The organism is Streptomyces sp. NPDC002784, assembly GCF_053592135.1.
Map to the genome: position 1 here is coordinate 280,916 of NZ_JBSFVD010000006.1, position 14,029 is coordinate 294,944.

Genomic DNA, 14,029 nt, shown 5'->3' on the forward strand with positions numbered 1-14,029 from the left:
ATCAGCCTTCATGGGGCGTCGGCTCGTACCGCTCACGCTGGACAACCTTCAGGACATTCCCCAGCGTTGCCGCTCGTGTGTCTTCTGGGAGCTGGATCCCGTCAGCGGCAAGGCCGCGGTAGCCGGCGGCACGTCGGAGCTGGAGAAGGAGTCCTGGATCTCCGCCGTGCTGCTGGACTGGGGGTCCTGCGGCCGGGTCGTCTACGTCGACGACGTCCCGGTGGGCTTTGTGCTGTACGCGCCTCCGGCCTACGTCCCTCGCTCGACCGCGTTCCCCACGAGCCCGGTGTCTCCGGACGCCGTCCAGCTGATGACGGCGTTCATCCTGCCGGGGTACCAGGGGCAGGGACTGGGGCGGGTGATGGTGCAGACGGTCGCCAAGGATCTGTTGCGGCGGGGCTTCAAGGCGATCGAGGCCTTCGGTGACGCGCGCTGGAAGGAACCCGGGTGTGTGCTCCCCGCCGATCACTTGCTGGCCGTGGGCTTCAAGACGGTACGGCCTCATCCGGCCTACCCGCGGCTGAGGCTGGAGCTGCGGACGACGCTCTCCTGGAAGGAAGACGTGGAGATGGCGCTGGACCGTCTGCTGGGGGCCGTGCAGAAGGAACCCGCGCTGCGGCCGCTGTGAGAACTGTAACGGGCACAGCAAAAGGGCCGGCCCAGGTGGGCCGGCCCTCTTCGTGTTTCACGTGAAACAACGGCTAGTCGGCGATGAAGTCCTCGAGGTCGCGGACGATCGCGGCCTTCGGCTTCGCACCGACGATGGTCTTGGCGACCTCGCCGTTCTGGTAGACGTTCAGCGTCGGGATGGACATGACGCCGTACTTGGCGGCCGTACCCGGGTTCTCGTCGATGTTCAGCTTGACGATCTCGATCTTGTCGCCGTACTCGGCGGCAATGGCCTCGAGGGACGGCGCGATCTGGCGGCACGGACCGCACCAGGCGGCCCAGAAGTCCACCAGGACGGGCTTGTCGCTCTTGATGACGTCCTGCTCGAAGGAGTCGTCGGTCACATTCTTCAGGGTGCCGGCCACGGCGGGCTCCTTAACTGGTTGGTGCGTGGGGCGGGTGGGGTGGAGGTCAGACGGCGGCGGTCTTCTCGGGCTCGGCCTGCTCCTCGTCCGCGAGGGCGGCGAGGAAGCGCTCGGCGTCGAGGGCGGCGGAACAACCGGTGCCGGCCGCGGTGATCGCCTGGCGGTAGGTGTGGTCGACCACGTCGCCGGCGCCGAAGACACCGGCAAGGTTGGTGCGGGTGGAGGGGGCGTCGACCTTGAGGTAGCCCTCCTCGTCCAGCTCCAGCTGGCCCTTGAAGAGTTCGGTGCGCGGGTCGTGGCCGATCGCGATGAAGAGGCCGGTGACCGGAAGGTCGGAGAGCTCGCCGGTCTTGAGGTTGCGCAGCTTCAGAGCCGCGAGCTTCTGGTCGCCCTGGACCTCGGCGACCTCGCTGTCCCACACGAACTTGATCTTCGGGTCGGCGAAGGCACGGTCCTGCATGGCCTTGGAGGCGCGCAGGGTGTCGCGACGGTGGACGATCGTCACCGACTTGGCGAAGCGCGACAGGAAGGTGGCCTCCTCCATCGCGGTGTCGCCGCCGCCGATCACGGCGATGTCCTGGTCCCTGAAGAAGAAGCCGTCACAGGTGGCGCACCAGGAGACGCCGCGGCCGGACAGGGCGTCCTCGTTCGGCAGGCCGAGCTTGCGGTGCTGGGAGCCGGTGGCGACGATGACGGCTTTGGCGCGGTGGACCGTGCCCGAGGTGTCGGTGACGGTCTTGATCTCGCCGGAGAGGTCGACGGAGACGATGTCGTCCGGGATGAGCTCGGCGCCGAAGCGCTCGGCCTGACCGCGCATGTTGTCCATGAGCTCAGGGCCCATGATGCCGTCCTGGAAGCCGGGGAAGTTCTCCACCTCGGTGGTGTTCATCAGGGCGCCACCCGCGGTGACAGCCCCCTCGAACACCAGCGGCTTCAGCGACGCGCGCGCGGTGTAGAGCGCCGCCGTGTAGCCGGCGGGCCCGGAGCCGATGATGATCACGTTACGGACGTCGCTCACGGCTGGATTCCTCGTCTCTGGACTGCGTCATAGGTCCGGTGGGAGCCCCTTTCAGGACTCTCACCCCACCCAACGGATCCTAAGGGGCGCGCATTCCCGCTGTGTCCGGGCACACGAAGGGGCGACACCATAGCGCCTACCACGCAGGGCGGAGCCGAAGCGTCCACGCCTGAGAACAGGTGCTCAGGAGGTGCGGGTGTAGGTGTGGGTCAGCAGAACGTCGCCCTTGCCCACGGAGGGGTCACTCACGCAGGCCGTGTCCACGATGTACGCGGTGACCTTGGTGGAGTCGGACGGGTCGGACAGGACCACCAGCAGGGCCTCGGTGCCCTGGTAGATGCCTTCCTCTGTCACGAGGGCGGTGTCGTTGCGCCCGATGCCGTCCTGGACGCAGCCGGGGACCGTCGGCTGCTTGAAGACGTGGGGCTCCTTGGAGCCGGGAACGGATTCCACCCCCATGCTGCTGAGCGGTGTCCGGCCGTCGCCGGTGGCCTTCTCGGCGAGGAGATCGTCGACCTGTTGTTCCAGGGTGCTCGCGGCGAAGGTGTCCGAGGCGGTGGCCTGCCTGCTCTCGCTCTCGGGTCCGCCGTCCGATCCCTCATGGAGTGAGGAGAGCAGTACGGAGCCGAGTCCGAGGGCCGCCACGGTGAAGACGGTGCCGAGGACGGCGATACGACGGCGTCCGCTCCGTCGTCGCTCCTTGCGGCCGGGACCTGTGGTCGAGGGGCGGGCGTGGCCCGCGGGACGGTCCGCCGTGGCCGATGTTTCACGTGAAACACGCGCCTCGTCGTCCGAGCCCTGGGGCGTGCCGAGCGGCACCGAGGGCGTCGCGTCGTCCGGAGCCGTGGCGTCGAGCAGCGCCTCCGCGGCAAGTGCGGCGTCGATCCGTCCGGCGACGTCGGCGGGCATCCGCGGGGGTCCGGGCAGGGTGCCCAGCAGTCCGCGGATCTCCTCCAGGGACGCGTAGACGTCCGCGCACAGGTCGCACCCCGTGAGGTGCTGCCGTACATCCGCGCTGCGGGACGCGGGAAGCAGGCCCTCGGTGAGGTCGGAGAGCTCGGTGACGTCCGGGTGCCCGGCCGTGTCTGTCGTCGACGTCACGCTCGCCCACCTCCGCCCTTCACTGCAGCTGAATCACTTGGCCCGGCGTCACCCGGACCTGCGGCATGCGGGGCCGCTGCCGGTGGGACGGATGACCCCTCCGCACGGTTCCGCCCCTCGCGCGCTTCCTTGCCGGTGTTTCCCGGCCGCAGATGGGTGAGCAGCGGCAGCAGTCTGGCTCTGCCCCGCGCGCAGCGGCTCTTCACGGTGCCGGTGGGAACATCGAGGATCCGTGCGGCCTCGGCGACGGGATACCCCTGCATGTCCACCAGGACGAGAGCGGCCCGCTGATCGGGCGGGAGCGTGCCGAGTGCTTCCAGCAACTGCCGATGCAGATCGTTCCGCTCGGCCGGCGCGGCGGCCGACTCATGCGGCTCCAGAAGCTGTTCGAGCCGCTCGGTGTCGTCCACGGGGGAGGTCTTGCGGGAGGCCGCTTTACGGGCCCGGTCGAGACAGGCGTTCACCGTGATCCGGTGCAGCCAGGTCGTGACGGCCGACTGGCCCCGGAAGGTGTGGGCGGCGCGGTAGGCGGAGACAAGAGCGTCCTGAACAGCGTCAGCGGCCTCCTCACGGTCGCCGAGCGTCCGCAGGGCCACGGCCCAGAGCCGGTCGCGATGGCGACGCACGAGTTCGGCGAAGGCGTCGGGGTCGCCCTTTACGTGGCGGGCCAGGAGGTCCTGATCGCTAGCGTCGGCGAATGCGGTGCTGTCCGCCATCGGACCCCCTCTCCAGCCTCAGCCGGTCACCTTGATGTCCATGACCCTGCCGCGCCACTTGCCGTCGTCCGCCTGTATCGGCAGCTCGGTCAGCCACACCAGCAGGTACCGGGAGTTCAGGCTCTTGCCCGGCTTGAGCGTCACCGTCGTGCCCGAACCCTCGGCGACCTTGACGTAGCTCTCCAAGGACGTCGGCATCACACCCGTGTCGCCGGAAGCGCCACGGAGCTCGACGGAGGTGCTGCCCTTGAAGGAGACGGTCACCTTACCGACCCGCTGGACCTTGCCGAGGTCCAGGATCACTCCGACGCCCGGCTTCAGGTTCCCGAAGTTGGCGTTCCCGTAGTAGCTGGTCTGCCAGAACGACGCCGGGTCGGCGTCGTAGACCTTGTACACGTCCGCCGGGTACTCGGTACCGTCGTCGCCGAGCGGGTCGAAGTCATGAGCTTCCTGGATGGCGATCGGCTTGCCTGCCGTCGGCTTCTTCGGGCTCTTGTCGTTCCCGTCGGTCGTCTGCGTCTGGTTGGTGTCCTCCGCCTTGTTGCCCTGGTCCATGAGGGCATCCGCCAGCTGCCAACTGCCCAGGCCCAGGGCGGCGATGAGCAGCGCCGAGACGGCCCACTTCAGGGCCCTGCCGGTGCGGCTCTGGAGCGGGGGCGGCGGGGCCGGGACGGGCTGGACGGCGCCGGGGTGCGGGGACTGGCGGCCGTAGGTGCCCTGCTGGTACGTCGTGTGCTGGTAGTCCGGCGGTGCGGTGAACGCCGGCTCCGGCGGGCGGATGCGGGGCATCTCGCTGATCGCCTTGACCAGTTCCTCCGGCGTGGTGCAGGGGGACTCGTGGCGGGAGGCGGTCGCGCCGTCGTTGACGAGCGCGCGCATGGCCAGCTCGGACAGCCCGCGGTGCACGCCGGCCCGCACCTGGTCGGGCGCGATCAGACCGACGTCCTTGGGCAGCCCGGTCAGGCCGTAGGCGTCGTTCTCGTACGGCCAGCGCTGGGTGAGCCCCGCGTACAGCAGGGCCCCGATGGCTTCGGTGTCGGCGCGCTGCGGAGTCTCCGAACTGATGCCGCGCAGGGCGGCGTTGACGGCCAGTCCGCGGATGCGCCACTGACCGGTCGAGGTACGCAGCACCGCGTTCGGGTTCAGCCGCAGGTGCGCGAGGCCCTCCCGGTGCGCGGCGGCCATGGCGGCGGCGACCTGGGAGACCATCTGGTAGCCGTCGTACGGCTCCAGCGGACCGGCGGAGAGCAGGGTGGTCAGCTCGGTGGCGTCGGGCAGCCACTCGTGGACGACGTAGACGACGTCGTTCTCCTCGACGGCGTCCAGCACCTGGACGAAACGCGGGTCGCCGAGCAGCGCGGAGGAGCGGGCGGCGGCCAGCACGGAGCGGGCCCGTGAGTGGTCGGCGGGCAGGATGTGGACGCCGACGGCGCGCCGCAGTTTCTCGTCCACCGCACGCCAGCTGCTGAACCCGTCCAAACGGGTGACGCACTCCTCGAGCCGGTAGCGTCTGGCGAGCTTGTGACCGCTGTGCAGTTCGGGTGGTGAGGCCTTCCCGGAACCCTCGGTCCCGCCACTCCCCTGTGCCTCGTCGGTGTCCGTGTCCCGCTCCCGATTCTGGGCCACCCCGTCGGCCGTGGACTGGTCCGCCTGAGCGGTCAGCGGCTCGTCGCCGCTGTTGTCTGCCACGTCGACGGCAGCCGTGCTCCGTTCTGCCACCGTCGCTCCTGCCTCCCCATCCGTTGGGCGCTCCAGACGCCGAAACCAATTGTGCCCACAGTCCGCCGCTATGCACGACACGCGGTGGCGGACGATGGTTGTGCGCGTACCCCCGCCTCAGCGGCCCAGACGCCCGCGGACCATGCCGACCAGCGAGTTCAGCTCCTCGATCCGCATCTTGCGGGCGAAGACGAAGAAGAACCCGAGCAGGACGGCTCCGCCGGCCAGCAGGGCGGCGAAGGAGCCGAGGGCGCCCTGGCCGAGGCTCTGGGCGATGCCGTAGCAGGCCGCACCGCTGAGCAGCGCGGCCGGGATCGAGGCGATGCAGAGCCTGGCGTACGTCCGCATCACCCGTGCGCCGTCCAGGTCGCCGCCCAGCTTCTTGCGCAGCCGGGCCCAGGCGACGCCGACGCCGATCGCGTAGGCCAGGCCGTACGAGGCGGCCATGCCGACGACGGCCCAGCGGGCCGGGAGGACGAAGAAGCAGACGGCCGAGGCGAGCGCGTTGACGGCCGCCACGATGACCGTGTTGTAGAAGGGCGTCCGGGTGTCCTCGTAGGCGTAGAAGGCGCGCAGCACCACGTACTGCACGGAGTACGGGATCAGGCCGAGGCCGAAGGCCATCAGCATGAAGCCCATGTTGGTGGCCTCGCTGGTGCCCGAGGTGCCGAACATCAGCGTGCACATCGGGATGCCGAGGGCCACGAAACCGAAGGCGATGGGAACGATCGCGACGGCCGTCGTCCGCAGGCCCTGGGAGATGTCGTCGCGGACGGCACCTTGGTCCCCCTCGGCCGCCGAGCGCGAGAGGCGCGGCAGCAGGGCGGCCATCAGCGAGACGGTGATGATGGCCTGCGGCAGGCCCCAGATGAGCTGGGCGTTGGCGTAGGCGGCGAAGCCGGTTCCGTCGACGTCGGCGTTGACACCGGCGGCGGTGGACAGCTGGGTGACGACGAGCGCGCCCGCCTGGTTGGCCAGGACGAACAGGATCGTCCACTTGGCGAGCATCGCTGCCTTGCCGAGACCGTGGCCCTTCCAGTCGAAGCGCAGCCGCGGCCGGAAGCCCGTCTCGCGCAGGTAGGGGATCATCGCCAGGGCCTGGACGACCAGGCCGAGCAGTACACCGAGGCCGAGGAGCCGCTGGCCCTCCGGCGGGATGCTGGTGACCGCCATGCCGGAGCGCTCCGCGGTGCCGTACACCCACAGGAACATGCCGAGGGTCACGATGATGACGACGTTGTTCAGGACCGGCGTCCACATCATCGCGCCGAACCTGCCGCGGGCGTTGAGGATCTGGCCCATCACCACGTGGACGCCCATGAAGAAGATCGAGGGCAGGAAGAAGCGGGTGAAGGTGACCGCCACGTCGTTGGCGGCGGGGTCGCTGGCGACCTTCGTCGACAGGGCGCTCACCAGGAGCGGCGCGGCGAGCATCGCGAGGGCGGTGAGCGCGGCGAGCGCCACCATCACCAGCGTCAGCAGGCGGTTCGCGTACGCCTCGCCGCCGTCCTCGTCGTTGTTCATGGCGCGCACCAGCTGCGGCACGAAGACGGAGTTGAGGCCGCCGCCGACGGTCAGGATGTAGATCATCGTGGGCAGCTGGTAGGCGACCTGGAAGGTGTCGCCGAGCAGACCCACACCGAGAGCGGACACGATCATCGCCGAGCGGATGAACCCGGTGAGCCGGGACACCATCGTGCCCGCCGCCATCACCGCGCTCGACTTCAGCAGGCCCCCGGCCTTCCCGCCCCTCTTGGCAGCGGGTACGGGAGGCGGCGAGGCCGGCGGCGGGACGGGCGCGGTGCCGAGGTTCATGGTCGCGTCGGCCGGCGCCGGGGCGGGCGCCTGCGGCTGCTGGTACTGCCCCGGCTCCGGCGCCTGGCCCGGCACCGACGGCTGCTCGTACGGCGGGGTGGAGGCCTGCTGCTGGTCCCTGAACAGGTGGGCGAAGGCGTCAGGCTCGTGGCGCTCGTCGGAGGAGTGCGTGACCAGGTCGTCCACGCCCACGTACTGCGTGGTGCGCGGGTCGTCACCGTACGGCAGGTACTGGGTGGCGCCGTCCGGCTCGGGCGCCGGGGTCTGGGCCCACACGTTCGGGTCGGGGGCGTAGGGGGACTGCTGGGGCTGGGCGTACAGCGGCTGCTGCGGCGCGTAGCTGCCCGGGGGCGGCGGGGGGTGCGCGGCGCGGTCGTAGAGCGCCTCGGCGACCGGGTCCTGGGCCGAGAGGTCCTGGGCCCGGTAGGGGTCCTGCTCGTAGGCGTCCTGGAGGTACATGTCCGCCGGGGGCTGCGGCGGTACCTGGCCCTGCTCGGGCGGCGGGCCCTCGGGGTAGCCCGAGCTGCCCGCGGCCTGGCCGCGGTCACCGTCGTACGGCGCGTTCATGGTTACCCCACCTCATCGTCCCCGGCCCACCGGCCACGACATCCTCAACGGTCCACTCTCTCACCCGTGCCGGACGGGTCGGCGCTTTCCACTGGGGTGTCCGCTGCCGGGTCACTCGGCTGCTCATACTCGCCTGCCCCGGCACCGGTTGCGGACTCCTCCACGGGACGGTCCTCGGCGCCCTCCGGGTTCTCCGGGCCGGCGGCGATCTCCTCGGGGCCGGTCTCCCGCGGCTCGCGGGCGGCACGCTTGCGCTGCGTGTACATCCGGAAGCCGGCGAGGACCAGGAGGAGGAAGCCGCCGCCGATGACCAGCATCACCGTCGCGGTGAACTCGGTGACCCGCACATCGAACTTCACGGGGTCGCCGTACTTCTGCCCGTCCTCGGTGTAGAGCTGGGCGATCACCTCGGCCCGGCCGTTGGCCTCGGCGGAGGTGGTGAACTTCACCGTCTGGCTGTGCCCGCCCGAGACCGTGACCGGCTGCTCCGAGTAGGCGTAGCCGCCGATCTTCAGGCGCCTGGGGCTGGTCGAGGTGAGCCTCAGGACCAGGTTGTCGACGCCCTGGACCAGGTTGTTCTGCACCGTCACGGGAATCGTGGCGCTGCGGCCGGACAGCTTGGTCTCGGACTTCTCGATCAGCGTGACCTGGCCGGCCAGGGACTCCAGGTACACCTCCACGTCGTTGCGGTACACCGCCGCATCCGTGCCGCGACCGCGCCACGACGTGGACATCTCGCGGTTCATGGCGCGACCGAAGGGGGTCACGACCCGGGACTCGTTGTTGAGGATGACCTTGAACTTGCCGAGCTTGTTCTGGGTGGCCGCGATCTGCTCGAAGGCCGACCGCTGGAGCTCCTGCTTGCGCAGCGCGGAGGGGTAGGCGGACGCCGCCGGGACCTTGGTGGTGGCGTCCGGGTCCGGCTTGGCCGCGGCGGCCTCGGTGAGGTCCTGGGACTCGGTCCAGCCGCCGTCCTGGAGGGCGGTCAGCGCCTCCGCCAGCGCCCGGGCCTGGGCGCCCGTCGGCATGCGCTGCGGGGCGACGACGATGCTGCGTTCCTCGTCCGTCTGGAGGTTCAGCGCCAGGCTCTGGGCCAGGAACCGCTGGACGGCGAGCGTCGACGCGGACGCCCTCGTCATGTCGTCCTGGAACAGGGTGGACAGCCGGGCGTCCGCGACCACCGCCGTCGTGCCGCCGCCGATGGGGCGGGCCGCGGAGGGCGTGTAGGTCAGGCCCGCGGTCTCGTCCAGGCTGTCGCTGCGCGCGATCACCTTGTCCGCCCCGGCCGAGGTGGCGACCTTCACGATGGACGGGTCCACGGCGCCGTCCACCGGCCAGGCGAAGTCGGTGGTCGGCTCCACGTGAAGGATCGAGCCGACGGTGTCGGCCGCGACGTCGGTCGCCTCCTTGAGGTGGCCGAGTGAGCCGGTGACGGCCGTGCCGTTGTGGGCGAGGGACGCCAGGTCGGGGTCGGCGAAGGGCAGCGCGACGACCTCGTTGTCGGCCACCGCGTCCTGGAGCCCGACGAGCCACCGCTTGGCGAGCTCCTGGTCGGCGCGGGTGCCGGCGGTGGTGGTGTCGCCCTCGCCCTGGATGCGGTAGCTGCGGGTCATGGCGTCGACGGAGGCCAGCAGGTCCGGGTCGACCACCCAGGTGACGTCGAGATCCTTGCCGAGGGAGACCATCTGCTCCAGGCGGCCGCCCGGCGCGAGCTCCTTGGCGAGGTCGTTGTCGCGGAAGACCGGCGTCTGCGACTCGTTCGACCCCGTCTGCGCCGTCATGTGGGCGGTGGAGATCAGCGGCCACAGCACGGTCGTCCTGGTCTGGGCGTCGGGCCCGTCGGGCAGCCACGGCAGGAAGGTCCGCTGGATGCCGAGCACCTGGGGCCACGGCTGCGCGGCGGTCTGGCCGGACAGCGAGACCGCGACCTGGTAGACGCCGTTGTCGCCCAGGTCCAGCTCGTCGACCGGCACGGAGATGGTGAAGGGCTGGGCGACGCCCGGAGTGAGCGTGGAGAACTCCTCGACGTACTTTCCGCCGACCGGTTCCCCGTCGCTGCCCGGCTGGTGGCCGGTGGCCTTGGCGGCGGTGTCGATGCCGGAGCGGGTGTTCAGCTCCTGGCCCACGCGCAGGTCCACCTGGGCGTCGGTGACCGCCTGCCTGCCGTTGTTCGTCACCGTGCCGGACACGGTCAGCCTGTCGCCGTCCGTGGGGACGCTCGGAGTGAGGGAGTCGACGGAGACAGCGACCGTCTCGTCGACGCCGGCGGCCTGGGCGGGGGACGCGGCGGGCAGCTGCAGCAGCCCCGCCAGCAGGGGGGCACCGGCGAGCAGTGCCCCGGTGCGCCGCAGCCAGCGGCGGGCAGGTGAGGCACTGGTCCCCTGGAAGTCTGCCGCCTCGGCCACGCGCTCGCCCGTCCCTCGTCGTCGTCAGTGGTCGTCGGAATGTGCGTCCACGCATGGTAACGATGCGCGCTGAGGGGAAGTGCCGCGGACCGCGCCACAAGATCGGCCCGTGCGCTCCGGCTGTCCCGTATGTGCCCGTATAAAGGGGAGCGGGTCTGTGCACGTTTAATGGAGGCGCTGACGGCGGGTGCGGCCACGTACCCTCTTTTGTTGTGCCGAACGCCAACGAAGACAACCTCAGTGTCCTGAGCCAGGTGCAGCACCGCGCGGTGAGTGAACTGCTGCGGGTCGCGCCGGTCGCCGACGAACTCGCCCGCCGCTTCCAGGAGGCCGGGTTCTCACTCGCCCTGGTCGGCGGGTCGGTACGGGACGCGTTGCTCGGCCGGCTCGGCAATGACCTCGACTTCACCACGGACGCCCGCCCCGAGGACGTCCTCACGATCGTGCGCCCGTGGGCGGACGCCGTGTGGGAGGTCGGGATCGCCTTCGGCACGGTGGGGGCGCAGAAGGACGGCTACCAGATCGAGGTCACCACCTACCGGTCGGAGGCTTACGACCGGACCTCGCGCAAGCCCGAGGTGTCGTACGGCGACTCCATCGAGCAGGATCTGGTCCGCCGTGACTTCACGGTGAACGCCATGGCCGTCGCGCTGCCGGAGAAGGAGTTCATCGACCCGCACGGCGGTCTCGGTGACCTGGCGGAGCGTGTACTGCGCACCCCGGGCACGCCCGAGGAGTCCTTCTCCGACGATCCGCTGCGGATGATGCGCGCCGCACGGTTCGCGGCGCAGCTCGACTTCGAGGTGGCTCCCGAGGTCGTCACGGCCCTGCGCGAGATGTCCGAGCGCATCGAGATCGTCTCGGCCGAGCGGGTGCGGGACGAGCTGAACAAGCTGATCCTCTCCGCGCATCCCCGGAAGGGGCTGACCCTGCTCGTCGACACCGGGATCGCCGAGCGGGTGCTGCCCGAGCTGCCGGCCCTGCGGCTGGAGAGCGACGAGCACCACCGGCACAAGGACGTGTACGAGCACACGCTGATCGTCCTGGAGCAGGCGATGGCCCTGGAGGAGGACGGTCCCGACCTGACCCTCCGGCTTGCCGCCCTGCTGCATGACATCGGCAAGCCGCGCACCCGGCGCTTCGAGAAGGACGGCCGGGTCTCGTTCCACCACCACGAGGTGGTCGGCGCGAAGATGACCAAGAAGCGGATGACGTCCCTGAAGTACTCCAACGACCTGGTGAAGGACGTCTCGCGGCTGGTCGAACTCCACCTGCGCTTCCACGGTTACGGCACCGGGGAGTGGACGGACTCCGCGGTCCGCCGCTATGTCCGGGACGCCGGCCCGCTGCTGGACCGGCTGCACAAGCTGACCCGCTCGGACTGCACCACCCGCAACAAGCGCAAGGCCGCCGCGCTCTCCCGGGCGTACGACGGTCTGGAGGACCGGATCGCCCAGCTCCAGGAGCAGGAGGAGCTGGACGCGATCCGCCCGGACCTCGACGGCAACGACATCATGCAGATCCTGGGCGTCGGCCCGGGCCCGGTCATCGGGCGCGCCTACCAGCACATGCTGGAGCTGCGACTGGAGAACGGCCCGATGGAGCGCGACGAGGCGGTGACCGCACTCAAGGAGTGGTGGGCCGAGGCGGAGCAGGGCTGAGGCTGGGAAACGGGGTCATGTTTCACGTGAAACATGACCCCGGGCGCGCGAGAGGGGCGGTGTTTCACGTGAAACACCGCCCCTTCGGCTTGAGCGACGGACTACTTGGCCGTGTAGTCCGACAGGCAGAGCGTGAAGTCGTCGCTGCCGCCGGTCTCGGTGTACTCCGAGTACTTGGTGCGGTCGCAGCCGGCCGTGGTGCCGTCCTTCTTGTCCTCGACCTTGTACGCGGCCTTGGAGTCACCGCAGTCCACGACCTCCAGGCCCGGGTCGGTCGTGCTGTCCGGGTCCGAGATGCTCATGCAGTCCCCGACCTTCGCCGTGGCCGCGTCGTCCCGGCTCGCTATGAAGCCGCCGACGATCACCGAGACGACGGCCACACCGATGACGATGTTCTTGATCGTCTTGAAGCTGAGCTTGCGACGCGGCTGCTCCGGCGGAACCGGCGCGTAGGGGGCCGCACCCTGCTGTGGGAAGCCCGGCTGCTGCGGGTACGGAGCCTGGCCCTGGGGCTGGGCGTACGGGTTCTGACCCTGAGCGAACGGGTTCTGGCCCTGGGGCGGCGGCGGAGTGGTCACTTGGGGGTCCCCCTAAGAACATGGCTGATGGCGCGACCGGAGCGCGCGTAAGACCCACGTAAGTTATCGGGCCCCACTGACACACCTGTAGCCAGGAGGGGCTCTGTGGCATTGATGTGACACTTACCGGCGCTCAAAGCGGGCCATAGACACCGCAACCGCTCCGTAGATAACGGCGACCGTTACCACCAGCGGCACCGAGCGGCCGTCCGGTGGCAGTATCAGGGCCGCGACTCCGGCGGCGCCGACGAAGGCGACGTTGAACAGGACGTCGTAGAGGGAGAAGACGCGGCCGCGGAAGCCGTCGTCCACCGAGGACTGGACGACGGTGTCCGTGGCGATCTTGGCGCCCTGGGTGATCAGCCCGAGGACGAACGCCGCCGCCAGCATGGGGGCCGCGGCGAACGGCAGCCCCAGCGCGGGTTCCAGAACCGCCGCCAGGCCGGCGCACACCACGATCCAGCGGCCGGGACCGAGCCGTCGGGCCGCCCAGGGCGTCAGGACGGCCGCCGTGAAGAAGCCGGCGCCGGAGACGCCCAACGCCAGTCCCAGCAGGGCGAGTCCGTCGTCGGTGGTCGTGGCGTAGGCGTACCGGCACAGCATCAGCAGCATGACCAGCAGGGCGCCGTAGCAGAAGCGCATCAGGGTCATCGCGCCGAGCGCCCACGCCGCCTCCCGGCGCGCGGGGGTGGCCAGATGCCGTACTCCCGCCACCAGATCGCGCGCGGTTCCGGTGAGCGCCGTCCGCAGGCCGGGCTGCACCAACTCCCGGTCGGGTCCCAGCAGATCGCGGGGCATCCGCAGGGACGCCAGCGCCGCGCACAGGTACAGGGCGGCGCCGAGCAGCACGACCGCCGCGTCGGAGTCCGACACCAGCAGCCGTACGACGAAGGCGAGACCGCCGCCCATGGTCGCGGCGAGGGTTCCGGCCGTCGGGGACAGGGAGTTGGCCATCACCAGGCGCTCGTCGTCGACGACGCGCGGAAGGGAGGCGGACAGCCCGGAGAGGACGAAGCGGTTGACGGCGGTGACGCACAGGGCGGAGACGTAGAAGAGCCAGTCCGGGACGGGGCTGAGCATCAGCACGGCCGTCGCCGCCGCCAGCAGGGCGCGCAGCAGGCTGCCGTAGAGGAAGACCTGGCGGCGCCGCCAGCGGTCCAGGAGGACGCCGGCGAAGGGGCCGACGAGGGAGTACGGCAGGAGCAGGACCGCCATCGCGGAGGCGATCGCGGCGGCCGAGGTCTGCTTCTCGGGGGAGAAGACGACGTAGGTGGCGAGCGCGACCTGGTAGACGCCGTCGGCGCCCTGGGAGAGCAGCCGGAGGACGAGCAGACGCCTGAAGTTGCCGAAACGCAGCAGGACGCGCAGGTCGCGGGCGACGGACATGGGGCTCAGCCTCACATACGGGAAGGTCC

At 70.4% G+C, this 14,029-nt stretch carries 11 protein-coding genes; 2 read left to right on the plus strand and 9 right to left on the minus strand.

The window, feature by feature from the left end; all coding sequences use genetic code 11:
- Positions 1-10: 10 nt before the first annotated feature.
- The gene (locus tag ACWD1Z_RS15305) at positions 11-628 is read left to right on the plus strand and encodes a GNAT family N-acetyltransferase (protein ID WP_451118862.1); all 618 of its coding nucleotides are present in this window, start codon (positions 11-13) and stop codon (positions 626-628) included.
- A gap of 73 nt (positions 629-701) precedes the next feature.
- On the opposite strand, the gene trxA is transcribed toward ACWD1Z_RS15305, so the two are convergent.
- From trxA to ACWD1Z_RS15340, 7 genes are all read right to left on the minus strand, one after another.
- Complete coding sequence (gene trxA, locus ACWD1Z_RS15310) at positions 702-1,034, minus strand: thioredoxin (protein WP_451118864.1); 333 nt, start codon at positions 1,032-1,034, stop codon at positions 702-704.
- Positions 1,035-1,080: 46 nt separating this feature from the next.
- Positions 1,081-2,052, minus strand: a complete 972-nt coding sequence (gene trxB, locus ACWD1Z_RS15315; RefSeq protein ID WP_451118866.1) for a thioredoxin-disulfide reductase — start codon at positions 2,050-2,052, stop codon at positions 1,081-1,083.
- A gap of 183 nt (positions 2,053-2,235) precedes the next feature.
- Positions 2,236-3,153: an anti-sigma factor family protein gene (locus ACWD1Z_RS15320; RefSeq protein ID WP_451118868.1), complete on the minus strand. Its 918-nt coding sequence runs from the start codon at positions 3,151-3,153 to the stop codon at positions 2,236-2,238.
- Positions 3,150-3,869 carry an RNA polymerase sigma factor SigM gene (gene sigM, locus ACWD1Z_RS15325; RefSeq protein ID WP_451118870.1) on the minus strand — a complete coding sequence of 240 codons (720 nt, stop codon included), beginning with the start codon at positions 3,867-3,869 and terminating at the stop codon, positions 3,150-3,152. Before sigM ends, ACWD1Z_RS15320 begins: the two co-directional genes overlap by 4 nt.
- Positions 3,870-3,887: 18 nt before the next feature.
- The gene (locus ACWD1Z_RS15330; protein ID WP_451118872.1) at positions 3,888-5,588 is read right to left on the minus strand and encodes a protein kinase family protein; all 1,701 of its coding nucleotides are present in this window, start codon (positions 5,586-5,588) and stop codon (positions 3,888-3,890) included.
- 117 nt (positions 5,589-5,705) lie between these two features.
- Positions 5,706-7,970 (minus strand): murein biosynthesis integral membrane protein MurJ, encoded by a 2,265-nt coding sequence (murJ, locus tag ACWD1Z_RS15335; protein WP_451118873.1) that lies wholly within the window; start codon positions 7,968-7,970, stop codon positions 5,706-5,708.
- Positions 7,971-8,014: 44 nt separating this feature from the next.
- Entirely contained in the window at positions 8,015-10,375 is a 2,361-nt protein-coding gene (locus tag ACWD1Z_RS15340; RefSeq protein ID WP_451118875.1) for a DUF6049 family protein, read from the minus strand.
- A 212-nt stretch (positions 10,376-10,587) separates the two neighbouring features.
- On the opposite strand from ACWD1Z_RS15340, the gene ACWD1Z_RS15345 reads away from it, so the two are divergent.
- Positions 10,588-12,036 (plus strand): CCA tRNA nucleotidyltransferase, encoded by a 1,449-nt coding sequence (locus ACWD1Z_RS15345; RefSeq protein WP_451118877.1) that lies wholly within the window; start codon positions 10,588-10,590, stop codon positions 12,034-12,036.
- A 101-nt stretch (positions 12,037-12,137) separates the two neighbouring features.
- Here the strand turns inward: ACWD1Z_RS15345 and ACWD1Z_RS15350 are convergent, their stop codons facing one another.
- Both ACWD1Z_RS15350 and ACWD1Z_RS15355 read right to left on the minus strand, forming a co-directional pair.
- A complete protein-coding gene (locus ACWD1Z_RS15350; RefSeq protein ID WP_451118879.1) occupies positions 12,138-12,614 on the minus strand; it encodes an LppU/SCO3897 family protein in 477 nt (158 codons plus the stop codon).
- A 123-nt stretch (positions 12,615-12,737) separates the two neighbouring features.
- Complete coding sequence (locus ACWD1Z_RS15355) at positions 12,738-14,000, minus strand: MFS transporter (RefSeq protein WP_451118881.1); 1,263 nt, start codon at positions 13,998-14,000, stop codon at positions 12,738-12,740.
- Positions 14,001-14,029: the final 29 nt, after the last annotated feature.

What these genes read in the sequence shown, in the direction of transcription:
- ACWD1Z_RS15305 (WP_451118862.1), top strand. Translation starts at nt 11, where the DNA reads ATGGGGCGTCGGCTCGTACCGCTCACGCTGGACAACCTTCAGGACATT.
- sigM (WP_451118870.1), bottom strand. Translation starts at nt 3,869, where the DNA reads ATGGCGGACAGCACCGCATTCGCCGACGCTAGCGATCAGGACCTCCTG.
- murJ (WP_451118873.1), bottom strand. Translation starts at nt 7,970, where the DNA reads ATGAACGCGCCGTACGACGGTGACCGCGGCCAGGCCGCGGGCAGCTCG.
- ACWD1Z_RS15355 (WP_451118881.1), bottom strand. Translation starts at nt 14,000, where the DNA reads ATGTCCGTCGCCCGCGACCTGCGCGTCCTGCTGCGTTTCGGCAACTTC.